General features: G+C 40.0%; 24 protein-coding genes and 1 riboswitch. Of the genes, 20 read left to right on the top strand and 4 right to left on the bottom strand.

Annotation, left to right across the window (positions count from 1 at the left end; all coding sequences use genetic code 11):
- Positions 1-61: 61 nt before the first annotated feature.
- The gene (locus H0185_RS04920; protein WP_221871734.1) at positions 62-1,411 is read left to right on the top strand and encodes an amino acid permease; all 1,350 of its coding nucleotides are present in this window, start codon (positions 62-64) and stop codon (positions 1,409-1,411) included.
- 168 nt (positions 1,412-1,579) lie between these two features.
- Here H0185_RS04920 and H0185_RS04915 read toward each other — a convergent pair whose 3' ends face one another.
- The gene (locus tag H0185_RS04915; protein WP_221871733.1) at positions 1,580-2,215 is read right to left on the bottom strand and encodes a YitT family protein; all 636 of its coding nucleotides are present in this window, start codon (positions 2,213-2,215) and stop codon (positions 1,580-1,582) included.
- A gap of 376 nt (positions 2,216-2,591) precedes the next feature.
- Here H0185_RS04915 and H0185_RS04910 point away from each other — a divergent pair, with 376 nt between their 5' ends.
- The 15 genes from H0185_RS04910 to H0185_RS04840 all read left to right on the top strand — a co-directional run bounded on the left by H0185_RS04910 (position 2,592) and on the right by H0185_RS04840 (position 19,923).
- Entirely contained in the window at positions 2,592-4,667 is a 2,076-nt protein-coding gene (locus H0185_RS04910; RefSeq protein ID WP_221871731.1) for a DUF4179 domain-containing protein, read from the top strand.
- Positions 4,668-4,808: 141 nt separating this feature from the next.
- The gene (locus H0185_RS04905) at positions 4,809-5,804 is read left to right on the top strand and encodes a LacI family DNA-binding transcriptional regulator (RefSeq protein ID WP_221871729.1); all 996 of its coding nucleotides are present in this window, start codon (positions 4,809-4,811) and stop codon (positions 5,802-5,804) included.
- A gap of 202 nt (positions 5,805-6,006) precedes the next feature.
- Positions 6,007-7,413: a sucrose-specific PTS transporter subunit IIBC gene (locus tag H0185_RS04900; RefSeq protein WP_221871727.1), complete on the top strand. Its 1,407-nt coding sequence runs from the start codon at positions 6,007-6,009 to the stop codon at positions 7,411-7,413.
- A 31-nt stretch (positions 7,414-7,444) separates the two neighbouring features.
- Positions 7,445-8,404 (top strand): aminoimidazole riboside kinase, encoded by a 960-nt coding sequence (locus H0185_RS04895; protein WP_221871724.1) that lies wholly within the window; start codon positions 7,445-7,447, stop codon positions 8,402-8,404.
- 6 nt (positions 8,405-8,410) lie between these two features.
- On the top strand, positions 8,411-9,847 hold the full coding sequence (locus H0185_RS04890; RefSeq protein WP_221871722.1) for a glycoside hydrolase family 32 protein: 1,437 nt from the start codon (positions 8,411-8,413) through the stop codon (positions 9,845-9,847).
- Between the two features lie 57 nt (positions 9,848-9,904).
- Positions 9,905-11,116: an N-acetylglucosamine-6-phosphate deacetylase gene (gene nagA / locus H0185_RS04885; RefSeq protein ID WP_221871720.1), complete on the top strand. Its 1,212-nt coding sequence runs from the start codon at positions 9,905-9,907 to the stop codon at positions 11,114-11,116.
- Positions 11,106-11,861 carry a glucosamine-6-phosphate deaminase gene (nagB, locus tag H0185_RS04880; RefSeq protein ID WP_221871718.1) on the top strand — a complete coding sequence of 252 codons (756 nt, stop codon included), beginning with the start codon at positions 11,106-11,108 and terminating at the stop codon, positions 11,859-11,861. Before nagA ends, nagB begins: the two co-directional genes overlap by 11 nt.
- Positions 11,862-12,028: 167 nt before the next feature.
- Complete coding sequence (locus tag H0185_RS04875) at positions 12,029-12,247, top strand: hypothetical protein (protein ID WP_221871716.1); 219 nt, start codon at positions 12,029-12,031, stop codon at positions 12,245-12,247.
- Positions 12,248-12,727: 480 nt separating this feature from the next.
- Positions 12,728-14,938, top strand: coding sequence for an outer membrane protein assembly factor BamB family protein (locus H0185_RS04870; RefSeq protein WP_221871714.1), 2,211 nt, complete (start codon positions 12,728-12,730; stop codon positions 14,936-14,938).
- A 201-nt stretch (positions 14,939-15,139) separates the two neighbouring features.
- Complete coding sequence (locus H0185_RS04865; protein ID WP_221871712.1) at positions 15,140-15,232, top strand: pyrroloquinoline quinone precursor peptide PqqA; 93 nt, start codon at positions 15,140-15,142, stop codon at positions 15,230-15,232.
- A 95-nt stretch (positions 15,233-15,327) separates the two neighbouring features.
- A complete protein-coding gene (pqqB, locus tag H0185_RS04860; RefSeq protein ID WP_221871913.1) occupies positions 15,328-16,260 on the top strand; it encodes a pyrroloquinoline quinone biosynthesis protein PqqB in 933 nt (310 codons plus the stop codon).
- Between the two features lie 2 nt (positions 16,261-16,262).
- On the top strand, positions 16,263-16,997 hold the full coding sequence (pqqC, locus tag H0185_RS04855; RefSeq protein ID WP_221871710.1) for a pyrroloquinoline-quinone synthase PqqC: 735 nt from the start codon (positions 16,263-16,265) through the stop codon (positions 16,995-16,997).
- Positions 16,998-17,034: 37 nt separating this feature from the next.
- Positions 17,035-17,355, top strand: a complete 321-nt coding sequence (gene pqqD, locus H0185_RS04850; RefSeq protein WP_221871708.1) for a pyrroloquinoline quinone biosynthesis peptide chaperone PqqD — start codon at positions 17,035-17,037, stop codon at positions 17,353-17,355.
- On the top strand, positions 17,336-18,457 hold the full coding sequence (pqqE, locus tag H0185_RS04845; RefSeq protein ID WP_221871706.1) for a pyrroloquinoline quinone biosynthesis protein PqqE: 1,122 nt from the start codon (positions 17,336-17,338) through the stop codon (positions 18,455-18,457). Before pqqD ends, pqqE begins: the two co-directional genes overlap by 20 nt.
- Before the next feature lie 170 nt (positions 18,458-18,627).
- Complete coding sequence (locus H0185_RS04840; protein ID WP_221871705.1) at positions 18,628-19,923, top strand: MFS transporter; 1,296 nt, start codon at positions 18,628-18,630, stop codon at positions 19,921-19,923.
- A 62-nt stretch (positions 19,924-19,985) separates the two neighbouring features.
- Here the strand turns inward: H0185_RS04840 and H0185_RS04835 are convergent, their stop codons facing one another.
- The 3 genes from H0185_RS04835 to H0185_RS04825 all read right to left on the bottom strand — a co-directional run bounded on the left by H0185_RS04835 (position 19,986) and on the right by H0185_RS04825 (position 22,429).
- Positions 19,986-20,258 (bottom strand): hypothetical protein, encoded by a 273-nt coding sequence (locus H0185_RS04835; protein WP_221871703.1) that lies wholly within the window; start codon positions 20,256-20,258, stop codon positions 19,986-19,988.
- Between the two features lie 117 nt (positions 20,259-20,375).
- Complete coding sequence (locus tag H0185_RS04830) at positions 20,376-20,768, bottom strand: YkvA family protein (protein WP_221871701.1); 393 nt, start codon at positions 20,766-20,768, stop codon at positions 20,376-20,378.
- Between the two features lie 251 nt (positions 20,769-21,019).
- On the bottom strand, positions 21,020-22,429 hold the full coding sequence (locus H0185_RS04825; RefSeq protein WP_221871910.1) for a purine-cytosine permease family protein: 1,410 nt from the start codon (positions 22,427-22,429) through the stop codon (positions 21,020-21,022).
- A gap of 498 nt (positions 22,430-22,927) precedes the next feature.
- On the opposite strand from H0185_RS04825, the gene H0185_RS04820 reads away from it, so the two are divergent.
- The 4 genes from H0185_RS04820 to hprK all read left to right on the top strand — a co-directional run bounded on the left by H0185_RS04820 (position 22,928) and on the right by hprK (position 26,917).
- On the top strand, positions 22,928-23,941 hold the full coding sequence (locus H0185_RS04820; protein ID WP_221871698.1) for a DUF3231 family protein: 1,014 nt from the start codon (positions 22,928-22,930) through the stop codon (positions 23,939-23,941).
- Positions 23,942-24,238: 297 nt separating this feature from the next.
- Entirely contained in the window at positions 24,239-24,943 is a 705-nt protein-coding gene (locus H0185_RS04815) for an RraA family protein (RefSeq protein WP_221871696.1), read from the top strand.
- Positions 24,944-25,318: 375 nt separating this feature from the next.
- Positions 25,319-25,501, top strand: coding sequence for a hypothetical protein (locus H0185_RS04810; protein WP_221871694.1), 183 nt, complete (start codon positions 25,319-25,321; stop codon positions 25,499-25,501).
- 50 nt (positions 25,502-25,551) lie between these two features.
- Positions 25,552-25,693: riboswitch (cyclic di-AMP (ydaO/yuaA leader) on the top strand.
- Positions 25,694-25,996: 303 nt separating this feature from the next.
- Positions 25,997-26,917, top strand: coding sequence for an HPr(Ser) kinase/phosphatase (gene hprK, locus H0185_RS04805; protein ID WP_221871692.1), 921 nt, complete (start codon positions 25,997-25,999; stop codon positions 26,915-26,917).
- The last annotated feature ends 38 nt before the right edge of the window (positions 26,918-26,955 follow it).

Below are 26,955 nucleotides of genomic sequence, written 5' to 3'. Positions count from 1 at the left end.
TCCAGAATGTTCAATTTATCACAAAGATTATTTTCGATAAATTAGAATGGGGGAATGAAAAGTGGCACAACATGAGCTAAAAAGGGACCTGAAAAACCGACATGTCCAATTAATTGCGATTGGAGGTACAATTGGAACAGGTTTATTCTTAGGTTCGGGGAAAGCGATCCAGCTAGCAGGACCATCGATTATTTTAGCTTACTTAATTGTTGGAATTGCCTTATTCTTCGTTATGAGAGCATTAGGAGAATTGCTTTTATCAAATGCAGGCTATCAATCTTTCAATGATTTCGCGACTGATTATATCGGTCCGTGGGCCGGCTATGTGACTGGATGGACTTATTGGTTTTGTTGGATTATGACGGCAATGGCCGATATCATTGCAGTTGGCGTTTATGTTCAATATTGGTTTGAAATTCCTCAATGGATTCCAGCCATCCTCGTTTTAGTCATTTTGCTAGGCTTGAATTTATTAACCGTTAAGCTTTTTGGGGAGTTAGAGTTTTGGTTTGCACTGATTAAAGTCATCACGATTCTCGCTTTAATCGTAATCGGGGTTATTTTACTAGTGATCGGATTTAAAACCGATGCAGGGGTCGTTTCGATTAGAAATCTCTGGGCGTACGGAGGCTTATTTCCAAATGGAATCGCTGGATTTTTACTTGCCTTTCAAATGGTTGTCTTTGCCTTTGTTGGCATCGAATTAGTCGGAGTCTCCGCAGCGGAAACGGCCAATCCGCAAAAAAATATCCCATCAGCTATTAATAAAATTCCGTTTAGAATTCTCTTTTTCTACGTAGGTGCACTTATTATTATTTTAAGTATTAACCCTTGGCAACAGCTAACTAGCTCGAGCAGTCCGTTTGTACAAGTTTTTAGTTTAGTAGGTATTCCTGTTGCCGCAGGAATCATCAATTTTGTGGTTTTGACCTCAGCGGCTTCAGCTGGGAACAGCGGAATGTTCTCAACAAGTCGAATTCTATTTAATTTAAGCAGGCATCATCAAGGGCCGGCATCCTTTGCGAAATTAAGCAAAAATCATGTTCCGAGCAATGCGTTAATCACATCAGCGGTTGTTGTTTCCATTGGGGCATTATTAAGCAAACTGATTCCGGAACAAGCATTCAGTATTGTAACGACGGTTAGTGCCATTTGTTTTATTTGGGTGTGGAGTATCATTTTAATTTCCCATATTCGCTATCAAAAAACACGACCTGATTTACGAGCGAAATCAACGTTTAAAGCACCACTCACACCGTTTATTAATTATCTGGTCCTTGCGCTCTTTGCCGCTATCTTAGTCATCATGCTCTTTTCAGAAGCAACACGTATTGCCTTGTTCATGACACCATTATGGTTTATTCTATTATTTATTTTATATAGATTTAGAAAAAGACAAAGCAGAGTTTGAAGAGAGAACTTTTGAAGAAAAATGTATCGGGGGTAAACCTAGTAAGGTGTTACTCTTATGGGTTCTGACACTATTTAACGAAAATAAAGCCAAACGATTTAGACGCTAATCGTCTTGTATCGTTTGGCTTTTCTTCTTTCCTCAGCTAATAAAATAGCTATTTGTTTATTATAAATTAGAAGCTACTTCATTTTGTTCAACCTCTTCGGTCTCTTTTTTATGATGGCGTTCAATTGGTGCCTTTTTATGATAGCGTCCAAGTATGCCAGTCATAATAAAAATCACAAGTGCAGAGTAAAGAACCTGAACAATTCCAAATACGATTGTGGCAGAGGCAACAATGATAATATCAGTTAAGAACATTGTCTTTCCAGGATTTATCCCAAACCGTTTATCGAGGAAGATGCACAGCATATTGAATCCCCCGAGCGATGATCCTTCTCTAAAAAGAAAAATAAGACCGATTCCAATCATTGCTCCACCTAAAATGGCACTCATAATAGGGTGTGGCAATTCAAACGAGAACATAAGGACGAGCGTATCTGACATCGCCGACATGATACTGACACTTATAAAACTTCGAACCGTGAAAACCATTCCTAATTGCGAGATAGCCAGAAAGTAAAAAGGGAGATTGATGCTAAAAAACAAGACTCCGAACGAAACATTTGTTAACTGCTGCATGACAATTCCTAAACCCGCCGTACCACCAATGACTAAATCTGCATTCGTTAGAAACTGGATCCCGATAGCCACACATAAACAGGAAAACAAAATCCACAACCATTTTCTCATATGATTCATTAATACAAACTCCTAAACTAGATTTACACAATTAATTTTTTCCATTTTCTATATTACAATAAAATTAGTAAGGATATAGTAAAAATTTAGTCATTATTCAAAAAGACTGTTTTCGAAAGGTTGTTGTTAAATACCTTCTCATTAGTGAATTTCTTTTGTAGCTCAGCATGAAGAACTCATATTAGTGGTTTATGCTCTTTAAAACCACAAAAGAAAAAGGAAGTGTCCCTTTCACCAATTTATACCAAGAGAAACTCGTAAATGGTATGATAAATGAGGATATATTTTTATATGTAAAATTGCTTATTTTAACAGAACGATCGTAACACAAACCAATAACAATCGAGATCTTTAAAAGGGGCGAGAGAGCACACTTATGATCCCAGCCAAAACAGAAACTAGTACAAACATAAAAGAAAACAGAATAGAAGCAATCGTCGATTGGCTCGATCATCGTAAAGAATCGTTCTATAGCATTGGTTTAACTTACCTTAAAAATCAGCAGCAAATGGAAGAACTTTTTTACCAGGTGATTATAAAAGCCCACAAGGAATGGCCACGCTTTAAAAGAGAAACTTCCTTTGACATATGGCTAACATCAATTTTCATCCAACTTTGTCGGGAGCTTGTTAAAAATAGAAGTTTATCAGAATCAGAGGAAAACGACCTACGCCAGGACGAATATAAGGCACTGCATCGATTGAACGAGGCTGAAAAACTAGCAATTGTTCTAACCTATATAAAACAGTTCTCCGAGGAGGAGACGGCACATTTTCTACAGGTACCAGTGGCAAAGGTAAAAGAATTATTGTTTTCCGGAATCAGACTGCTTAGAAACGAGATGGGCTACGGACCAAGCTTTAATGGCTGTCTAGAGCATCATAAGAATTATATTGATTACTTAGGTCGAACGATGGAACGATCAAAAAAGGTTGATTTCGAGATACATATTTTTCATTGTCAAAAATGTCAGGAAGACCTTGCTACCTTTCAGGAAGTCATGCTAACCTTGGTCAAGCTCCCTACTATGGGAGATTCTCTAGTGCCTTCGAGACTTATCGAGAATGTTAAAAATAGGCTAGCAAAACAGGAGGCGAAGCAGAAAGAGAAGAACAAGAAGCGAAAAAAATGGGGTCTCGTTAGTGCAGGTGTTTTCTTAGTCATCATGGGTCTTGGCTTTTTTACCGGTATATTCACCAACCTCTACTATACATGGACGGTAGAGGACCCTGAATTGCGTGCCTATCTCCAGGAAGACTTGGGGGAAAAACTAAATCTAGAAGCAGAGAGCAATGGGGTGAAAATGAAAATCAAGAGCGTAATTGCGGATGATGTTCAGACGCTTATATTTTATGAAATAGAGGATACTAATGCTTTCAATCAATTCGTGATTGATTTCAATGAGGGCTTTTTTGTGGAAAATGCATATGAAATCATGAAGCTTGACACTTATCCAAGGTATTATCCGCCTGACATTAAATCAAAATTCAATAATAGAGAAAAAAACCTATATCAAGGGAAAATTAGTTTGCAGCCAATCTCTGAAGAAAGCGGGACAATTCAGCTTAAAATCACAAGACTTCAAAAATTGATTCGTGATTCATCTAATCGGAATCAATTCTTTGCTTATGAGGACATGGAATACCGTGAAGGAGAGTGGAACTTCGAGATTCCTGCAACAAAGCATCCTTCCACGGAATATGTCTTGGATCAAGAAACAAAAATTGAGGGGGTTCCCGTTCGGTTTGATAAGCTAACCATTGCTCCGACTGCAACAGTTCTGCAATATAGTCTTCAAAGTATTAACCAGAACCAGCAAAAAAAGCGAATAGAAGTCCTGAATTTTGATGATTTAGAAGTAAACAATCAAAAGGTCAAAGCTGATTTGTATGGCGATTCTTTTGTAAATTCACAACCAGACGTAAATTGGATGGCTTTACAGACTCAGTTCGAACCCTACTTGGGAAAGAAACCAAAGGACATAAGTGTTCAATTCGAATCGGTTCTTTTAACAGTAGATGACTATAAAAAAGTCGACTTAGATGCATCTCAGGAGTATCCCCAAACCTTCGAATATGCAGGCAGTACTATCTCTATTGATAAGGTTGATATCGGAAAACCAACCATTGTTGTCATCAGCAACCATGAAGTGAAGAATCGAGGATATGAATCGCTCCAGTTCCATATTTTCAGTGAGGACGATAATGAGATGAGTTCAATGGATATGGATGTTGAAGGAGTCCTCGTTGATAAAAATGGCAAAGAATATGATATGAATGAGACACCGTTCTCCTATGAAGAAATAGAGCAACCTCGTCATTTCTTCACCCTTCAGAAAATCGGATTACGCACGGATAATGGAGAAGAAGTGGTCCCAAAGAGGCTAGAGATTTATGGATATAACACAACAAAGTACTTGAATGATGTTGTAAAGATTTCGCTAGAAAAATAAGACAATTGAAGTCGTGGTCCTCCGCTGGAATAGCACGGGGGACCACGTATGATCACGACGCTCGTTTTCTATATTTCAGACTAACAAGCTCATTATGGTATATTTTAGACAAGGTAGGTTGTTGGGAATGGAGGGAATCACATGTTAACGATAAAGGAAATTGCTGAGATGGCAAAAGTCTCACGAACAACGGTTTCACGGGTGTTAAATGAGTCTGGTTATGTGAGTGAAGAGGCAAGGAAGCGCGTTCTTGAGGTAGTTGAGAAAACAGGTTATGTTCCAAGTCAGCAAGCTCAATCTTTAAGGACAAAAAAGACAAAGGTAATCGGAGTGGTTATCCCTAAACTAGGGACTGAAACAGCTGGAAGAATTGTGTACGGGATCAATGATGTCCTAAGTGAAAGAGGCTATCAAATCCTGTTAACCAGCACAAATCTGCAAACTCAGAAAGAAATTGACTATTTACGGTTGCTAAAAAGCAGGCAAGTAGATGGCATTATTCTTATTGCAACGAACACAAACGAGGAGTTAATTACTGAAATCAAGCAACTTCACTTGCCGTTTGTAGCGATTGGTCAAGATATTCCAGGTGTATCAAGTGTGACATATGATGATTTTCTTGCAGCCAAGAGTATTACACAACTATTGATTCAAAGAGGACGAAAAAGCATTGCATTTATTGGTGTGGATGAAGCAGACCAAGCTGTCGGGTTGATGAGAAAACAGGGATATATGGATGCAATAGAAGAGGCTAACCTCACAATTTGTTCAGAGTGGATGACAAAAGCTAATTTTGATATCCCATCGGGATACAAAGCAATGGCAAAAATTATGAATCAAACCTCTGAAAGTAGGAGACCGGATGCCGTTTTTTGTGTGACAGAAAGAATTGCCATCGGGGCAATGCAGTTCTTAAAAGAACATGGATATCAAATCCCTTCACAATTTTCAATTGCAGGAATTGGAGCATCCGATATTTCAAAATATGTTGAACCAGCCCTTACAACGATGGACTACGAAAACGAAGTCGCAGGGAAGGAAGCAGCCAAATTTTTATTAGACCAACTTGAAAAAAATGAAAATATCCAAAAGAAGGTCATTTTAAATGGTAGACTGATTGAAAGGAATAGTATATAATCATTGTGAAATCGATTCCATATCTCTGAAGGAATGCTTTTTATATTGGTATCATATTATCTTAATAGGAGATGAAATCAATACCATTTTCATTTCTTATTTATGGAATCGATTCCATAGTATTTTTACTTAATGTGGAATCGATTCCACAATCATAATTTTAGTTCAGACGGGTAAGGTACAAAAAAAGGGAGGCTTATACATGGCTACAAATCGGGAAATAGCAAAAGACATCATTGATGCAGTGGGTGGAGAAGCAAATATTGTTTCAGCTGCTCATTGTGCAACTAGACTGCGAATAATGGTCAAAGACAAAGAAAAGATTGATCAAGATCGGGTAGAAAATATTGAAAAAGTAAAAGGAGCTTTCTTTAACTCTGGTCAGTTCCAAGTGATCCTAGGAACTGGAACGGTGAACAAAATCTATGAAGAAGTAACAAATCTTGGTATCAACGCTTCGAATAAAGGAGAACAAGCACAAGAGGCAGCGAAAAGTGGGACAAAGTTTCAAAGAGCGATTCGCACATTTGGGGATGTATTTGTTCCGATTATCCCGGCACTCGTTGCAACCGGATTGTTTATGGGTCTTCGCGGCTTGGTCATGCAAGAGCAAATCTTAGCCTTATTTGGGATGACACCGGCAGATATTTCGGAAAACTTCTTGTTATTTACAGAGATTTTAACCGATACAGCGTTTATCTTCCTTCCAGCACTTGTTGCATGGTCAACGTTCCGAGTATTTGGTGGTTCTCCAATCATTGGATTGGTTCTCGGGCTTATGCTTGTTAGCCCAGCCTTGCCAAACGCCTGGGGGGTTGCAGGAGGAACCGTCGAACCGATTATGTTTTTTGGATTCATTCCTGTTTTAGGTTATCAAGGTTCTGTTCTTCCAGCCTTTATCGCCGGTATTATTGGAGCGAAATTGGAAAAGCAAATTCGCAAACGCGTTCCAGATGCGTTTGATTTAATTGTTACACCATTTTTAACATTATTAATCATGATTTTCCTTGCGTTGTTTGTCATCGGCCCAGTTTTCCATTGGGTTGAAAACATCATCTTAGCTGGAACAGTTGCGGTATTAGAATGGCCATTTGGAATTAGTGGATTGTTAATCGGTGGCTTAAACCAGATTATTGTCGTATCTGGGGTTCATCATGTATTTAATATGCTTGAGATTTCTTTACTAGAAAGCCTTGGAAACAATCCTTATAACGCGATTGTCACTTGTGCTACTGCGGCACAAGGTGGAGCGGCCTTAGCGGTAGGGTTAAAATCTAAATCGAAAAAGCTAAAAGCATTGGCACTTCCATCTTCTTTCTCTGCTTTCTTAGGAATTACCGAACCAGCGATTTTTGGGGTAAACCTTCGCTATGGAAAGCCGTTTATTATGGGACTAATTGGTGGAGCTGTCGGTGGATTTTTCGCCTCAATCTTTGGGTTAAAAGCAACAGGAATGGCGATTACCGTAATTCCAGGTACACTGCTTTACTTAAACGGACAAATTTTACTTTATATCTTAGTTAACCTCATTGCGGTTGCAACGGCATTTGTTTTAACTTGGATGTTTGGCTATTCCGATAAAATGTTAAACAACACAAACCAGCAATAACATCCAATTTTTTTAGGAAAGGACGATTTTCATGATAAAGAATGGATTGATCACACTTGGGGAGGCATTGATTGATTTTATCCCAGTGGATTCAACCAACCTCACATATCAAAAAAGTCCAGGTGGTGCCCCAGCGAATGTTGCGGTTGGGGCAGCCAGATTAGGGATGAGATCAGCGTTTATCGGAAAGTTAGGGCAAGATGTTTTAGGAGAATTTCTCGTTGGTACATTATCGAATTATGGGGTTAATGTTTCTTCTATTTCCTTCACTGATTCTTATCGAACAAACCTTGTCTTTGTCACTCTTGATTCAACTGGGGAGAGAAGCTTTAGCTTCTTTGTAAAAGAAAGTGCGGATTTATTTTTAGAAAAAACAGACGTAAACGAAGAAATATTTAAAAATCACAAGATTTTTCACTTTGGGACCATCTCGATGCTACAGAATCCGGTGAGAGAGGCAACATTAAAAGCGATTGAGTATGCAAAACAACATGGGTTGATTGTTTCATTTGACCCCAATGTTCGCCTTAGCTTATGGAAAGATGAGAATGTGTTGCGTGAAACCATCTTTTCTGTCTTACCAGATGTCGATGTGTTAAAGCTTTCGGATGAAGAACTTTTGTTTTTAACGGGAACTGAAAATCCTGAAGTTATTGCAGAATGGATAAAAGAATACGACCTTTCTCTAGTATTTCTTACAAAAGGAGCGGAAGGGAGTATCGTTTTTACTAAGTCAGGTTCAATGAAAGTAGATGCATTAAAGGTCCACACCGTTGATACAACAGGTGCAGGCGATGCCTTTGTTTCAGGATTCCTTTATTGCTTGAATGAAAGAGAAATGGACCTTGCTGCGATTACAATAGAAGAAGTAGCTGAGATTGCGAAGTTTGCCTCAGTTTCAGGTGGGCTTGCTGCATCTGAAAAAGGAGCGATGACGGCATTGCCGACTTTGGAGGCGATTCACAAAATCACGACAGAAAATAGGAGTTAATCAATCATGAATCAGCAAGAGTTATTACAACTAGCATCGAAAAAGATAGAAGAAAATAAACCACTCATAGCTAAGGATTTCAACCGGCTTCAGTTCCATTTGATGCCACCAGTTGGATTACTAAATGATCCCAATGGGCTCATTTACTTTAATGGTGCGTACCATGTTTTTTATCAATGGAATCCGTTTGATACAACTCATGGCGCTAAATTTTGGGGACATTATACATCCAAAGACCTCATTTCTTGGGAGGAACAGCCTCCAGCCCTTGTCCCAAGTGAATGGTACGAGAAAAACGGCTGCTATTCAGGAAGTGCGGTAGAACATAACGGGAAGATGTACTTGTTTTACACAGGAAATGTAAAAAACGAACACAATGAGCGGCAAACGTATCAATGTATGGCCGTTTCAAGTGATGGGATCACTTTTGAAAAAAAGGGGCCTGTCATTTATTTACCAGACGGCTATACCCCGCATTTTCGCGATCCAAAAGTTTGGCAACAAAATGGAAGATGGTATATGGTGCTTGGGGCACAAAATGATCAAGAAGAAGGGCAAGTCGTGCTTTATACTTCTCTTGACCTTGAAAACTGGGAATTCAAAGGACCTCTCGCTGGCGGTAACCTAAACGGTTTAGGAGACTTCGGATATATGTGGGAATGCCCGGACCTCTTCAGGCTTGGTGCACAAGATGTTTTATTGGTTTCTCCTCAAGGTCTTGAACCAGCAGGTCATCTTTATCAAAATTTATTTCAGTCAGGCTATTTTATTGGGAACTGGACACCGGAAACAAATCAATATGAACATGGGCCTTTTATTGAGCTAGATCGCGGCTTTGACTTTTATGCTCCGCAGACTTTTGAAGATGACCAAGGAAGAAGGCTACTTTATGCCTGGATGGGCTTGACCGATGATACCGAAGCCTATCAACCGACCATTGCCAATGGGTGGATCCATGCACTGACAATTCCTAGAGAAATAGAGATAAAAGGAAATAAACTCTATCAAAAGCCTGCTGTGGAACTAACGCATTTAAGGAAATCACTTGATTTTCAGCAACAAGTATCAATTGAGAATGAAGTGAAAACTTGGACTGAAATCAATGGAACTGTTAGTGAAATTCGCCTTGAAATGAGTCAGATGGAAGGCACTCATTTTGAAATAACACTCCGTGAAAATCTAAAGCTACGCTTTAATCAAGCAGAGAAGCTGTTTACACTTGAAAGAAAATCCTTCAAGGACGGCACAACAGAAAGTCGTTCTTGTGAATTACCGATTCTAACCGATATTCATCTTTTCTTAGACACCAGTTCGATTGAAATCTTTCTGAATGGTGGACAAGAAGTGATGACGGCGCGCTTCTTTGCGGAACCATTTGAGCAAACCATTACGTTTTCTTCAAATGGAAAAATCGACGTGTTCATCGAAAAGTGGAGTCTTTAGTTTCAATGTAAAAGCAAGCAGAAATCAAGTGATAAGAGGTAGTGAAAGGAAGATTGTATGGAACAAAACAAAGGGAAGCCATTTTTGCTCAAGAATGCGACCATCTACACTGAGAGCGATAAGATTGAGAACGGTTATATCCTCATTCAGGATGGAAAGATTCAGGAAGTTGGTCCACTTTCAACTTTGGTAGAAGAAATGACCTACGAAGTTATGGAGCTCCCAGCAGGATCCACTTTGATTCCTGGCCTTATCGATGTTCACATTCATGGAGTCAATGGATCAGATACGATGGATGCTACGCCAGAAGCTTTAATGAATATGGCTGAGGCATTGCCACGAGAAGGGACCACAAGTTTTCTGGCAACAACTATCACCCAAGACCCAGAAGCGATTGAACGAGCACTTGTTAATGCAGGAGAGTATATCTCTTCGCAACCACCAACTGGGAAAGCTGAAGTTCTGGGTGTTCACTTGGAAGGCCCTTTTATTAATAAAAAAATGGCAGGTGCTCAGCCACTCAACCATATTATTAGCCCAGAAACTAAGTTGTTTCAGAAATGGCAGGCACTATCAAAAAACACCATTAAACTTGTTACCTTAGCACCAGAAGTTCCGGGGGCATTGGACCTCATTTCTTATTTAAGTCACAATGAAGTGACTGCTTCTCTAGGACATACGGATGCATCTTTTGAAGAGGTCAAGAGTGCGATTAACGAAGGAGCTACCCAGGTAACGCATTTGTTTAACCAAATGAGGGGGCTGCATCATCGTGAGCCTGGAGTGGTAGGAGCGGCTTTTTTGCATGATGAGTTAAAAGCCGAAATGATAGTTGATGGCATTCATGTTAAGCCAGAAATCGTTGATATCGCTTATCAGCAAAAAGGAAGCGAAGGCTTGCTATTGATAACAGATTCAATGCGAGCGAAATGCTTGAAAAATGGAAGCTATGACCTAGGCGGTCAGCAAGTCAAGGTGGAAGAGGGGAAGGCCGTATTAGAAGATGGCACTCTTGCGGGAAGCATTTTAAAACTTGGTCAGGCCGTTAAAAACATGATGAATTATACAGGCTGCTCACTTGCTGACGCGATCGAAATGGCTTCAGTCAATCCTGCAAAGCAGTTACATGTTTATGAACATAAAGGAAGCATCCGTAGTGGGAAAGACGCTGATTTGGTTGTTTTAGATCAGAACTATGATGTGTTCATGACATTCTGTCGCGGAGAATTGGCTTTTCAAAAGGAAAGGGTAGATTTGAATGAAGATTAACATTCTCGAAGACTATCAAGAATTAAGCCAAGCGGCCGCTACAATTCTGATTGATCGTGTCAAGAAGAATCCAAAAAGCACCCTTGGACTTGCAACGGGAGGAACACCAAAAGGAACATATCAACAACTGATTACAGATCACCATCAGAATGGAACCTCCTATCAACATGTCACCACCTTTAATCTAGATGAATATTTGGGCTTGGCCGGAGAGAATCCAAATAGTTATCGGTATTTTATGAACGCTCAATTATTTCATCACATCGATATTAAAATAGAAAATACCTTGATTCCGAACGGAGTTACTATGAATACGGTAGAAGAATGCCAGCGTTATGAACAACTCCTAGAGGCAAAAGGCGGAGTAGACCTCCAACTTCTTGGAATTGGAAGCAATGGTCATATCGGTTTTAACGAGCCGGGAACTTCCTTCGAATCGAGAACCCATGTGGTTGACTTAGCATCAACAACAATAAAGGCAAATGCGCGCTTCTTCCCAAGCATTGAGGAAGTTCCAAAACAAGCCATAACCATGGGAATCGGAACCATCATGAAAAGCAAGGAAATTCTATTGTTGGTCTCAGGAGAGCAAAAAAAAGCAGCAGTCCAGCGGCTATTATCTGGTGAAGTGAATGAAGAGTTCCCCGCATCCATCCTCAACCAGCACCCAAACGTCACCATCCTGATGGATAAAGCCGCAGCGGGACAAGGGGACAGGCACCGTGTCTTAAATGGCTCCTATTAACGTTTTCCTTTATCTTAACGAATGAACACGAAGCATCCTTTTTGGGTGCTTCTTTTTATTATGTAAGCAAGGGTTTAATAGGAAGTTAACGTTATTTAAGAAGGAAGCTAGGAGGTTGTCCTAAAACCTCCAATTGCTTAATAAATTATTACTAAGGAGGTGAAGGAGTGAATAAAAAGTTAAATAGGGTTGATTATTATTTAAAAGACAAATGCCTACTAAGTACCAATGTAGTCCATTGGGATCAATACATTACAACGCTAAGAGCCAGTGACACTATAACGATCTTCAAAAAAGAATATATCATTAATAAAATAAATATGGTTCATGATTCTATAAATCTAGTATTAAAAATTAGTGTTGAACCATTAAAAGTGAATCAGTAGGCATCCTTCCAAGGGTGCTTTTTCTATTACATATTATGAATCTCATACAAGACGCACTCCTTGGTAAGATCATACTCATTCTTTTTTTCGAAAAGGAAGAAGCGACATATATCCTTAGAAAACCACGTCCACCCTTCTTTAACTTTTTAAAACCAATGTCCATGTGCCCCTCATCCGATGAGATTCTCTCAATGATTGACCGAGAAGAATTTATTCCTTACCATGTTTTATTAGATTGTTGTTTGATATGAGAAAAAATATGGGAACACATAAGAAAACCTTCTAATTAATCATGGGAATCTGCACTTTAAGATGTGAGGTTGAATGGTACGTCTCTCTCAATTAAATCCAAGTAGTTCCAGGGCTTCTGGAACTTTTTTCATTTTTGAAAATATGACCGAAAGTCTTTATTTATTTTTTCCATTTTTGGGGCACATTACTTGAGAAGAATTTATCTTTTTTGAAAGGAGTCTTAAATGGATGCGTAAAAGAGACTGGATTATTATTGTCATTTTACTATTAGTTGCTGGTGGTCTCGTTTACTCTGTTATGGATACATCAGAGCAAGCAACGGACCCACCTGGTGGAGAAGAACAAACTGATGAGGGTGATGGAAAAAAAGAAGAAGGCAAGGAAGCTGGTGACGATAAGCACCCTTCTTATCAACACATGGAATATAACGCTAAAATTGCCCCTAAGTTTTCAGCCGATGATTTAAATGCATACCCATCGGGAAACTGGCTAACGAATGGAGGAGACCTTCGTAACGATCGATACTCTCCGTTAGAACAAATTACCACCGCGAATGTGAAAGATTTAAAAGCTGACTGGGTAACCAGCCTTGGGTCAGGATTTGATTTTAAATATTCTGGTGAAGCAACACCTCTTGTCTATGATGGTGTCATGTTTATGACTACTGGAGCAAATGAGGTTGCAGCTCTTGATGCTACAACAGGTGAGATCATTTGGGAGTACAAGCCAAAGATTGCTGAAGGATTGGATACGGTTTGTTGTGGTTGGTTGAGCCGGGGAGTAGCCCTAGGGGATGGAAAAGTATTCACCCCCATTTTAGATGGGAGGCTCGTTGCCTTAGACCAAAAGAATGGCAAAGTAGTATGGGAAACAACAGTAGGCGAATGGGAAAAGGGCTATAACACGACAAGTGCCCCTCTCTATTTTGACGGAAAGGTTTATCAGGGAGTTGCTGGCGGTGAGTACGGAATTAGAGGCTATCTTGCTGCGTATGATGCTGAAAATGGAGAGGAAATTTGGAAAACACATACAGTGGCTGGCCCTGATGAAACAGGTGGTGACTCTTGGACCGACGAAACGTGGAAAACAGGGGGAGCACCAATATGGCAAACTCCAGCAGTTGACCCAGAATTGGGGATGATTTATGTTGCCACTGGGAATGCCTCTCCAGACCTTGATGGAAGCAAACGGGAAGGAGATAATTTATTCTCGGACTCTGTGCTAGCTTTAGATGCGAATACAGGGGAGTATAAATGGCATTTCCAAGAGGTTCACCATGATATTTGGGACATGGATGCAGCCAATCCGGTTGTGCTATTTGATGTTGAAATCGATGGCAAAGAGAGAAAAGGAATTGTCCAAGCAGGAAAAACGGGCTGGTTATACATTTTAGATCGGACCAACGGAGAACCACTCATTGGAATTGAGGAAAAACCTGTCCCACAACTTAAAGAACAAAAGACATCCCCAACACAGCCTCATCCAGTTGGAGATGCCTTTGTTCCACAAAACATAACGGAAGAAGATGTTAAGCGTGATTTATCAGGAGATTTTTCTGGGAAGTTCGGCCCGATTTTCACTCCATTCTGGGATGAACCGACCGTTGTAAAACCATCTCCACAGGGAGGGGCAAACTGGGCGCCGTCGGCATATAACCCTGACACAGAGTTGTTTTATGTATTAGGAAATGATAACTATTTTGCGTTTGCCCATCATGAAGGCGATGAAGCAAATGAGTACGAGGAAGGAAGGGAGTTTATCGGGAGCGTATGGCAACCGGTTGAAAAAGCTCCTAACCGCTCTACCATTACAGCCATGGATATTAAAACAAATAAAATTGTTTGGCAGAAAAATTGGGATACCATTGCCTATAGTGGTGCTCTAACAACAAAAGGAAATTTATTGTTCGTAGGACATAATGATGGACGGTTAATTGCCTTTGACGCCAAAACAGGTGATCAAGTATGGGAATTCATGACCGATGCAGGTGCAAATGCACCAGCCATGACCTATGAAATAGATGGCAAGCAATATATCTCTGTGTTTGCAGCTGGAAATTCACTTGCAGGTACGACGCACGGAGATAAGATTTATACGTTCTCATTAGAAGGAAAATATGGATCCTTAGAGGACATTCCTGAAGATGCCGTTAATATTTCACCAGTAGCCAATGACCATGAGACTGATGACCAAAAAGGACATCACGCAGATGAAGATCTAGGCGTAAAAACGTACGAAAACAACTGTCTAGCTTGTCACGGTGAAGCCGGATCTGGCGGTCATAATGGACCAGTCTTAAAGGCGCTTGAAATGGATAGAGAAGCGATAATTAACCAAATTAAAAATGGCGGCGGTGGAATGCCTGGGTTTGAAGGAACCTTGACGGAAGAAGAAATTAATGCCGTTACTGATTATATCGAGAGTCTAGGCGGAGGTTGATGAACAAAAGGGAGAATCGTTACATTTTGTGACGATTCTCTTTTTATTTGGTTTAAGCACCCATTGCGACAATTTTGGACAACCTCAAGTCAAAAACTTAGTTATTTTGCGAAATATCTCAACATAAGATTAGCTTGAAAGGGGATCAAATACCATTCGAAATCCGTAACCCGACATTGTCATTTGAAGGGGGTGAACAGCATGTGGATAGCACCTGAGTATAAAGTTATCAATACAGCCTCTGAAGTGACCATGTATGCATATATCGCCAAGAATGATAAAAATGGCAAATAGCATTATTCTAGTTACCCTCCCATGTTTTCTTAGGAAGTCTTACTAGTATTCTGACAAAAAGACCATTCAAACTCAGTTGAAAGGATTGAAGACACATTAGAGTCAGAGTTTTAGGCGTAGCGGCAGGAGGAGGGTTTCCACAATGGAACTGTGCCTGTCCCAATTGTCGTGGTGTTCGCGAAGGGGATGAGGCACTCCAGCCATTGTTACAATCCTCTCTTGCAGTAAGTCCGAATGAACAAGACTGGTATTTAATTAATACGGGCCCAGATGTAGGCAGGCAAATCGAATCTTTTGCTGCACTACATGCGGGTCCCGAAATTCGAAACACCCCTTTAGCTGGGGTTATTTTAACAGATGCGGAGCTTGATCATACAATTGGTTTATTGTCCCTCAGGGAAGGCTCTCATTTAAAAATTTATGGAACATCTACAGTACGCAAATGTTTACACTCTGCTTTTCCAGTGATCCCGATGTTAAAAAACTATTGTTCATGGGAATGGAGAATTCTTTCTCCTGGCACAAAACAGAGGGTAGGAAGGATGGACGAAAAAGGGGAAGGAACCATCGTAATTGATACGGTCCCCGTTTCTAATAAACCTCCTCTATATGCTCAGTGTGACAAGAAGAATCCTTACCCTAACGATGAGTGGGAAGTTGGTTTGCTTCTTCATAATGAACGTTCAGGAAAATGCCTAGCCTATTTTCCAACCTTAGATACACTGACCCCTGAAATAGAAGCTGTATTAGAGAAAGCTGATATATTAATGGTCGATGGAACGTTTTGGTCAGAAGATGAATTGGTGAAAATGGGCGCAACCACCCGAAATGCAAGGGATATGGGGCATCTGCCAATTAATGGTCCATCAGGCATCATGGAAAAAATAGCTTCATACTCTGCTGAACGGAAAATTCTCATCCACATTAATAACAGCAATCCAATTTTAAAGCAAGATTCAAAGGAAAGAGAGATTGTAAAACAAGTAGGAATAGAGATTGCCTATGAAGGGATGGAACTGGAGGTTTGAGGATGCTAAACCAGGGAGGGATTGTTCGCAGCACATCCCAACGAAACGAAAAACCTTGGACTCGGGAAGAGTTCCGCGAACAATTGATTGATGTCGGACGAAATTCTTATCACGACAAACATCCCTTTCATGTGGCGATGCATGAAGGGGTATTAAGCAAAAAGCAGATCAAAGGATGGGTGGCCAATCGATATTACTATCAGAAATGTGTTCCCATTAAAGACGCTATCATCATGTCGAAGCTTCCATCAAGGGAGTTTCGGCGAGAGTGGATTCAACGTATCATTGATCATGATGGGAACCAAGAAGAACAAGGCGGAATTGAAGCATGGGTGAAGCTTGGCGAAGCTGTAGGTTTGTCTCGGGAAGAAATTTTAAGGGAAGATCATGTTGTCCCAGCTGTTCGCTTTTCGGTTGACGCCTATGTTACCTTTGCTCGGGAAAAACCATGGATTGATGCGGTCGCCTCCTCTTTAACGGAGTTATTTTCTCCGATTCTCATTTCAGAGCGGATAAAAATCCTTGAGCGACTGTATCCGTGGATTGATAGCTCCGGACTTGGCTATTTTCGAAATCGACTAACCCAAGCACCACGGGATACAGATTTCGCTCTCAAAGTGGTTTTAGACTATTGCCAAACGCGAGAAGAACAACAGCGAGCAGTCAACGCTCTACAATTTAAATGCGATGTGTTATGGGCTCAACTTGATGCAATCGAAAAGGCTTACCCCAACTAAATAAATGATTATTATAAAATTGGTGGTGGAGGAAATCTTGTCTAGTACTATTCCAAAACTCGCACCAAAAGGGCGACTAAAATACGATAAGGTAAGAGGGAATCATCTTCTATTATTGCCTGAAAAGGTTGTGGTTTTGAATGATTCAGCCGCATCCATCCTTACCCTTTGTGACGGAAAGGACAGTGTTCATACCATCACCGAAAAATTGCGAAGTTCACTCCAATTAAAGTCTAGCCAAGCAACTACAAATGGATTGCCTGATTTTCAAAAGATGGAAGAAGACATCACGAATTTTCTAAAGGAAATGGTTGATCAAGGATGGGTGGTCATGCAATATGATAGAGCACAAGAATAATAGGGTTCAGCCTCCATACTCGTTACTAGCTGAACTAACACATCGGTGTCCTTTGCATTGTCCCTATTGTTCGAACCCGCTAGAAATGACATTGAAGGATCATGAACTGAAAACCGAAGAATGGTGCCGGGTATTAACACAGGCCGCGGACCTTGGTGTCGTTGAGGTTCATTTTTCTGGTGGGGAACCACTTTTATGGGGGGAGGACTTAGAGGCCCTAATCCATCATGCTACTAGATTAGAAATGTATACAAATCTTATTACGAGTGGCATCGGATTAACAACAGAAAAGGCGCTACGACTAAAAGATGCTGGGCTAGCCAATGTGCAAGTAAGCTTTCAAGCAGGGGATGCCAAGCTCTCAGACCAGATTGGTGGCTTCAAAGCCTTTGACCAAAAACGGAAAGCAGTTCAAGCGGTAAAAGAAGTCGGCATGCATTTATCTTTAAATGTCGTGTTGCACCGGTTGAACATTGATTCTTTGGATGAAATCATCACGCTGGCCGAAGAGCTAGAAGCGGGCCGGCTAGAATTAGCAAATACCCAGTATTATAACTGGGCTTTACTCAACCGTGAAAAACTCTTGCCAAGTCGTGAGCAAATTGAACAGGCATCTAAGATATATGAAGAAGCCATTTCACGAATCGGAAATAAAATGGAAATCATTTGGGTTATTCCTGATTATTATGCATCAACCCCTAAACCTTGTATGGGCGGGTGGGGAGCAGTCGCTCTTACCGTGGCACCTAATGGAGACGTCCTTCCTTGCCCAACTGCTGGGATGATTGAAGGAATCTCTTTTGAAAATATACAAAAGTCATCATTAAACCAGATTTGGTATGAATCTACTTCTTTCAACGCTTTTCGCGGCGAAGTATGGATGCCGGAAACATGTCGGTCATGTGATTTGCGGCACGAGGACGGAGGTGGGTGTCGTTGTCAGGCATTTGCATTGACGGGTGATGCGACGGCGACCGATCCTGCCTGCCATATGGCACCAGAACATTCAATTATTGAAAAGGCTGTTCAAAATGCCAATAGCAGTTCGGAGAAACCGTCCTCTCCAGTCATTTATCGGAATTATCTCCAACATTTAAAATAATATCTTCTATAGGGGTGCTAGAGGTGATCATGATTGCCTTTAGCACCTTTTCTATTGTGCATAAACCTGCACAAGGTTTGGAAGGCTTTAAGTAAAAGCTTCTATAACTTCTCCATTCATTCCATTCAAGATTATCTCCATCTAAAAAATACAAATGAAGTGGTGAAAAGATGGTTGTTGGTGTACATCATTTAGAAAATGGACAAATTCATCCGGTCGTCAGAAAACTGATGCTAGTTAATGCCATACGTAGTACTGGACAAGGAATGATGATTGTTGTATTAGCTTTATATCTTGATGCACTAGGATGGAGTACAGTCGGAATTGGGGGTGTGCTGGCTGCCGGTGGGTTGCTAAGTGTCTTACTCGCCCCATTTGTAGGTGTGAGCAGCGATCGGATAGGTAGGAAACCATTCGTACTTGTTTCGGAACTATTAACAGCGGGATGTGCGCTAATTGGGATTGTCTCGACGAACCCAGTGCTATTGTTTATTAGCATCACATTTTCTGGCTTTGGGAAAGCAGATGCTGGTTCGTCCAACCCCTTTGCTCCAGCCGAGCAGGCGTGGCTTGCATCTTTTATCACTACTAGTGAACGTGGAAAGATCTATAGTTTGAATAACGGAATTAGTTTTTTCGGAATGGCAGCAGGGGCCATCTTAATCGGAAGTATGAGTATCGGGGAACCAGCAGTTTTAGGAGTATCTTCATACCGCCTTGCTTTTTTCTTTCATTTCGCTTTTTCATTGGTTACTTCGTTCATTATTTTAACAATTCGTGGGGAAGAGGCTGTCATAAGAAAAGGATCTAAATATGATAATCATCAAAACAAAGAAGCTGGGAGGGATGAAAAGAAAACAAGACAAGAAGAGAATGTTGTGATGATGAAGCTCGCCGGAATTAATGTTCTTAATGGAATTGCGATTGGATTAACAGGACCAATGATGTCCTACTGGTTTTCAGCAAAATTCGGGGTAAGTATGAATCAAATTGGTAGCACTTTAGCTTTGACCTTTTTCGCAACAGGTGTGATTTCCATTTTGCAAGCAAGGTTTTCGAAAAAATATGGAACGGTTCGATCAATTGTGATATTTCGGTACATAGCGAGCTTATTTTTAATTTTAATGCCTTTATTACCATCCTATGCTCTTGTTTCCATCGTTTATATCCTACGAACAGCGCTAAACAGAGGAACACAAGGAGCTCAACAAGCACTTAGTGTTAGTTTGACTCGTGGGCAGCGCAGCGGATTTGCATCAAGCATCAACCTTCTTTCCATCAGACTGCCTATCTCAATTGGACCTTCGATTGCGGGATACTTGTTTGGATTAGGTGCACTTTCTTTCCCATTTTACCTGGCCTCTGGTCTTCAATTCAGTTTTGCTTATTTATATGGAAGGACCTTTCGCTCTTTTGATACCAGTATGAAGTTGCAGGGGCAACTAGGTGATGTTCGGCAAAATTAAATTTAGAAAAATATAGACCATCATTTTCGATGGTCTTCTTTCACTGTTTAAAGTGTTTTCCTCTACTTTTCTACAACTGTTTCCGCCTGATTCGAATTCAATTCGTGCCCTTTTGCTGATGCCTCAAGAGCATCCTTTCTTTCAAGCAATCTTCCTACTTGCCAACCAATAATGATATGAACCAACCCCATGAGACCAAATAATAAAAAGTCCCCATATGGTTCAGGGAGGAAGAGATCCATGGTTAGCCAAACCCCAGCAGTTACAGCCCCAATTAACGCCCCAATAATTGCTTTAAGATAACCCCTCATTTGTTCTGGCACCACCTTATTCATTTTATTAGTCCTATACAAGTTCATCTTATGTCGGAGAATCGCTCGAAATAACTAAAATTCTGTCTAAAGGTTGTCCAATGTGCCTTATGGTTTTCCAATTTAAACAATAAACAAGCTTTAAAAGGACCCTTCGTTTAGAAGGTGATACCCTTCTTTAGCCATCCATAAAATTAGCAAACTCCATAATAAAATGATTAGGATTCCCACCAACCAATTTCTCGGTTTCTCATTTTCCATCATTCTATTTGCTTCTGTCTCACAGTTTGCAATTACTTCTTGTGGGATCATCTTTAGTGCGAACATAATTCCAAGAGGAAGAATAATCACCTCATCTAAGAAGCCAAGGATTGGTATAAAATCCGGGATTAAATCAATGGGGCTAAACGCATAGGATACGACACCAATAATAAATAATTTGGCATACCAAGGTACTCGATTATCTTTATAAGCCAAGTAAAGAACGAACGTTTGTCGTTTTAAGTTTTTTGCCCAAGCTTTTATCTTCTCCACAACAACCACCCTTAACAAATAGCAATCCGCTACGAATTTACGGTTTATTTACTATAATATTGCCTTTACTAAATAGTTGTAACCATGAAGTTGGGAGAAGACGTACCGAGACTACTGAAATGGGGAGGAATCTTCAAAGAAAAAACCGCCATCTGGTAAGACGGCGGTTTTGCTTCTTGTTGGAAATATCCTATATTCAGAATAAATACTACCTTAGAGGAAGGGCTATGTAAGTCCCGATTCTTCATACCTTAAGCAATATACTCTTCTTTTTCAACATCAGTGGCTTCTTCTTTAATATAAAACTTTCCTTTTGTCATGATGGCTAATAGAACGGTTAATATCGATGCAAGGATTGCGGCAAAAAATGCAGCTGTGCTCTGTAGGAAGGTTCCCATAACCCCTAAAGCTGCAACCGTTCCTAGAATGCTCGAAATCAAGAGCGCTCCAACACCAACTGGATTCCACTTATGCAGATTCTCTTGTCTTGCCTCATAATATCCAGGACCAATTTTCAAGAATTTCTTGACTACAACAGCATCTGCCACTAAAACAGCTGCCCATGATAATAAGAAAACGCCTTGAAAGGTTAGTACGACTTCTAGATGATTGACAATATCTCCAAGCATTAAAAGGATTGCTGATACATCTGTTACAACGACCCAAACTCGTCTACCTGGTTTAAAATTAAACACATTTTCGAAGAAGTTCGATAATGATAATGAACCACTATAAATATTGGTGACGTTAATTCGAACTTGAGTAATCATCGTAAATAATGCTCCCCAAATACCAAGAAGCGTTACAATGTAGACTCCAGGGTTAGGCTCGCCGAGGCGGACACCAAACCAAATTCCTAAACCACCCATCACGCCAAAACAAAAAATTTGTGGGATAAACCCAATGGCGAAAGAACCAATTTTGATATCCTTTGGTTTTAGAAAACGAGCATAATCCGATGCAAGCAGGGGCGTTAAACCCATAATTCCATGCTGCATCCCGATACAAAGCAATAGGGCCGTTCCTCCAACCTGAACATTTTCAGGCATATAGGTCCAAAAATTCCCATCATAAAGGGAAGGCTTGAGGGCGGCGACAACAATTGCGGCAATTAAAAAAATGCCAAACAGAGGCAATGACCATTTTTGCAATTTATCTAATTGCTTGATTCCAAACCAATTTAATGGAATGACAATTGTCCCGAAGAATAGAATCAGAGCCCATTCTGGGATTACGGGGAAAAATTCATGGACTGCAGCAACAAGAATTAACCCTTCAAGCGCGCAGTACATAATAAAGTTCGTAGCATAAATAACGGAGGTTAAAGATGCACCAATATAACCAAATCCGCCGCCTCTGGATAATAAGTTAACGTTCATCCCAGATTTTGCAGACAAATAGGCTATGAAGGTTCCTAGAATTCCAGCAACTACGATAGCGTATACAGCCGAAATAATCGCATTAATGGCACCAAATTGCAGGGCCATCACACTGCCCATTTGGAAATAGAAAATCGCAGTGGCAATTCCAAATGTGATGTTGGTAATGCTTAACCAACCCATGTTCCTTTTGTCAAGAGGGACTCGATCCAATGAGTAATCATCGCTCAACTCTTCGTTGAGATTGTTACCTTTAGCGGTATCAGATCTCAATAGTATCATCTCCTTTGTATATTTTTTCACAAGGCATTCCCTTGCAAGTTGACATAATTTGAATACCGTCAACTAATTAAGGGTAACAATTAAAACACGATGTATTCAAACACTGAAAATAGACAAATTCTGTCATATAACACATTTAAAGCGTGTCTATCCTTCAAATCCTGCTGTTATCTCCGAAATGCTCAAATTCCGAATATAATAATACTGTAGGAAGGGTAATGTACGTTATTTCAAAGAAAATGGAGTTGTTATTTTATTGTTTAGTAGGATGAAACAGGGAACTCCATCACAAGGTGGGGAGGAGTGTTAGGTACATTCCTTTTTCACCTGCAAGTATACAGTTAAAGATAAAAACTATATGGCAAACTTAATTGAGTTTCCAAAGAAGACATTTTGCAATTCTTCACACTACTCCTGTATACTCTCCAAAAAATTTCCGCAAAATAAGGGAAGAAGGTATAGAGATTGAAATCTACCTGAATGGGGGGATGTTGAAGGATGTTTGGGCAAGAGAAGGAAAACACCTTAACCTCTGCAGAAATATCTGGGCTTTGGTTTCAGTACCAAGGCGATAGTATGGCAATTTGTGTATATAAACATTTTCTACATATTGTGGAAGATAAAAAGATCAAACCGATCCTAGAAATGGCCCTCCATTTAGCAGAGACCCATATCACGAAAATTACTGGATTTTTAGAGAAAGGTAATTTTCAAATCCCAAAGGGTTTTACTGAAAAGGATGTAAATCTTACGGCGCCACGACTTTTTTCTGATGAATTCATTCTTTTTTATACTTATATTATGACGATTCATGGGCTAACAGCTTATGGTTTAGCGATTACAAACGCCGAACGAAAAGATATTCAAGATTACTTTTTTGAATGTACGGCATCATCGAAAGAGTTGTTTCAAAAAATTGTGATTTTAGCTAAATCAAGAAACATTTTCTCCGTTGTTCCGACAGTACCCTCCCCGGCAGGCGTGGAGTTTACAGATACAACCGGCATCATTGAGAATTTGATCGGTGACAAGCGGCCACTGAATAGTTCCGAAATCAGTAACTTATTTTTCAACTCTAGGAAAACGGGATTTATTCGATCATTAAGTTTAGGATTTAGTCAGGTTGCAAGTTCTGAGGAAGTTCGAAACTTTATGTTGAAAAATGTGAAATTAGCTGGGAAAGATGCAGATAGTTTTGATAAAATCCTGCAAAATGACAATCTCCCTATTCCAGAAAAGTGGGATTCTGAAATTACCGATTCAACCAAGAGTCCATTCTCAGACAAATTGATGATGTTTCACGCAGGTTTTTTAGTAAATTCGGCCCTTTCTTATTATGGAGCTGGATTAGGCTCAAGCCTAAGGTCCGATATTATTCTGAATTACCAACAGGTCTTTATCAATGCAATGAAAGCCGGTGGGATCGTTTACCATATCATGGTGAAGCATGGGTGGTTTGAAAAAATCCCGGAAACCATTGATCGGAAGGGATTAGCGAAACGTTCAGATTGATGAAAATCGGAACGGCAACTTTGCATCTTTTACAACTATGGTCAGTCCCCACGCGGAGTGAAGAGTCTCTCAAATGGGGGACTGACCTATTTTTAGCTTGGGAGAAATCTAGTTATATGGTATTTACACCCATGTTTGTGGAACTCCTAGGCAAAGTAAACCAACTTCATCCAGAAGCAAGGGAAGATTATTATGAATCTTAAAAACAGTCTACCTACCATCTATCAGCATTTAAGAAGGGAATGTATCTTTGGATATAGAAGATAACTATATCTAGAAATGAAAGGAAGATTGTGGATGACTGTTGTGGAGTCAATTAAGCGCCCTTCTCAGTATATTATCGAGGGGTATAAAACATTGGTGGAAAATTATGAGTCGGTTACCTGTGCGATATCTGATATTCTGGGAAGAACAGGGGCGATGACTGCTGATATGAAGCCATTGTTTGAAGGTCTTCGGTTGGCAGGAACGGTGATTACGGCAAAGAGTGTTGGTGGAGATTTATCGGCCGTGATAAAAGCGGTAGACCTCTCACAACCTGGCGATATTATCGTGGTCGATGCACAGGGAAATGCGAATTCGGCCTTTTGGGGAGAAAATATCACCATGTCTGCAATGAACAAAGGAGTAGCAGCGGCAGTAATCGATGGATCATTTCGAGATGTAGAGGAAATCAGGAAACTGAAATTCCCAATCTTCTCCAAGGGGATTGTACCAAATGTCGGAGCGATTGCCGGCTATGGCCATGTCAATGTACCCATACAATGTGCAGGTTTACCGGTGCATCCAGGGGACATGATTGTCATTGACGGAAACGGAATAGTTGTAGTGCCAATAGCAGAATCAGAGGAAATATTAAATAAAACGAAAGCACTGTTGGAAGTAGAGGACGGCGTTCAAGAAAAACTAAAAGCAGGAGCTACCATTGGTCAGTTAATCGATATCGACCAGTTGATGCAAAGTGGATTTAACTATCAAGAACGTGCTCTTGAGAATAAGTGACTACTGTATAGGTTTTTTGAAATATGAGGAGGACGTACCCTTTTTCTTTTGGACAACTGTTAGTTCAGAGGAACATAGGGTACGTCCCTATATTTTTTGAGTTGAGATAAATTTGTCATATAGTTTTTACAAAAAAACAAAAAAATTGAGGTACAATAGAATATGTGAAGAGGTATACTTATTTCATACAAAGAGAATTGCTCTTATGGAAAATGGGCAACTTCTTGAAAACTGGTTTTAGGGTTATCCCTATCGATCCACCGAAAGGAAGTGGTGAATGAGACACCATCATAGATTACGTTTTAACTCTAAATAGTTGAGTGTACGGCATTGGGATAATTATGTGAAATCATTAACAAAAGCGAGGGAACTTTCATGTGGGTAATTACTGTGTATGCTAAAAACGATATTCAAATGTTTGAATTTGATAATCTAGAAGAGGCACAAGAGTCTTTTAAGAAAATAAAAGGAAACAAAGTTCTTAGTGAGGTCATCTACTATAACGACTTTGATTCCAAACTTATTGAAGAAGCTTACTTAAATTCAATGGTTTCTTAAAAGAAATAAACCTTTTCACTTACCCTAATACCAACTAAAAATAGTTTCCAGTTTCTAAATCGCCGAAACCTCAGTGTGCGGGGGAACCATCTGGATTTATTCGAATCCAAGGGGTGAATCCTTTTTCAACAGGTAGGGCTACTCATGGCCCGAATCCGACAGCTAACCTCGTAAGCGTTATCGAGAAAGAAGGTGGAGCTTATGCATCCAAAAATATGTGTCTACAGGTCATGATTAATGAACTTGTAGGCACTTTTTTGTTATGAAGAGGATGCATCCAAAGTCATATCTAATGGGTGCGTAGGACACTTCCAACATCAAGCTATAAGGGATAGTGGAATATCGACAACTTGGGATGTCGGTTCACCCCTCCTTGTCGGCAAATATTTAAAAATACTTATTTAACCATTAAATATGACTTAAACATGCTTTTTACTTTAAATATTGTATAATTTAAATATAAAAGATAAAAAGAAACGGTGTTGATAAAAAATAGTGAAAGCATTATCTCTTGACCAATTAGTTAAACATTTTTCATTAAAAGTTTTAGTGGGAGATGATCAACTTCAGACAGAAATTAAACAACCGAGAGTACATCGACCGGGCTTGGAATTTGTCGGGCATTTTGATTTCTTTCCTACCGAACGAATTCAAATTTTAGGTAGAAAGGAAATCACTTATTTACATAAGCTTAGCCATGAAGAGCGGAAATTGCGGATTGGAAATATTGTTCAATATCATCCACCGTGTTTCATTGTAACCGCAGGTGAAGAAGGATTGACTTATTTAACCCAATATTGTACAGAAGAAAAGATTCCATTGCTTGTGACAAAGGAGCCCACTGGTACGACTGATTTCATCATTAAACTCGACTCGTATTTGGTCAAAGAGTTGGCACCCGAAATGACCCTCCATGGTGTTTGTATGAATGTGTTTGGGATTGGTATTTTGATTCGCGGGGACTCTGGAGTTGGGAAAAGTGAAACTGCTCACACCTTAATCGGCAGAGGTCACCGATTAGTAGCAGATGATATTGTGGTGTTAAAAAAGCTGAGCGCTCAAACCCTTTTAGGTACAAACGATGAAAAAACAAAAGAATTCTTGGCACTTCGTAGTATTGGTTTATTGAATGTGGTTCGCTCCTATGGACAAAGAGCATTTCAAAATGAAACCCGTATATCTCTTGATATCAAGTTAACAAAATGGGAGAAAGATGCATTAAACAATGACTTGGAACAAGAACCAACTTTTACCGATTATATGGGTGTAAAAATCTCTTCGATTGAAATTCAACTTCAACCTGGGCGTGACGTAGCGGGTCTAATTGAAGCAGCAGCTAACAACTGGTACCTAAGACAACAAGGCTACAGTGCCGCAGAAGATTTCCTCAGCCGACTAGAATCTGAGTTTTCTTAACTAGAGGAGAGAAATTGAACAAAGAAAAGATAAAGATA

Origin of the sequence: Mesobacillus maritimus (assembly GCF_019749255.1) — a bacterium.
GTDB lineage: Bacteria > Bacillota > Bacilli > Bacillales > Cytobacillaceae > Mesobacillus_B > Mesobacillus_B maritimus_A.
Note: the sequence above shows the minus strand (reverse complement) of the source record. Positions and strands in the feature narration are given on the sequence as shown.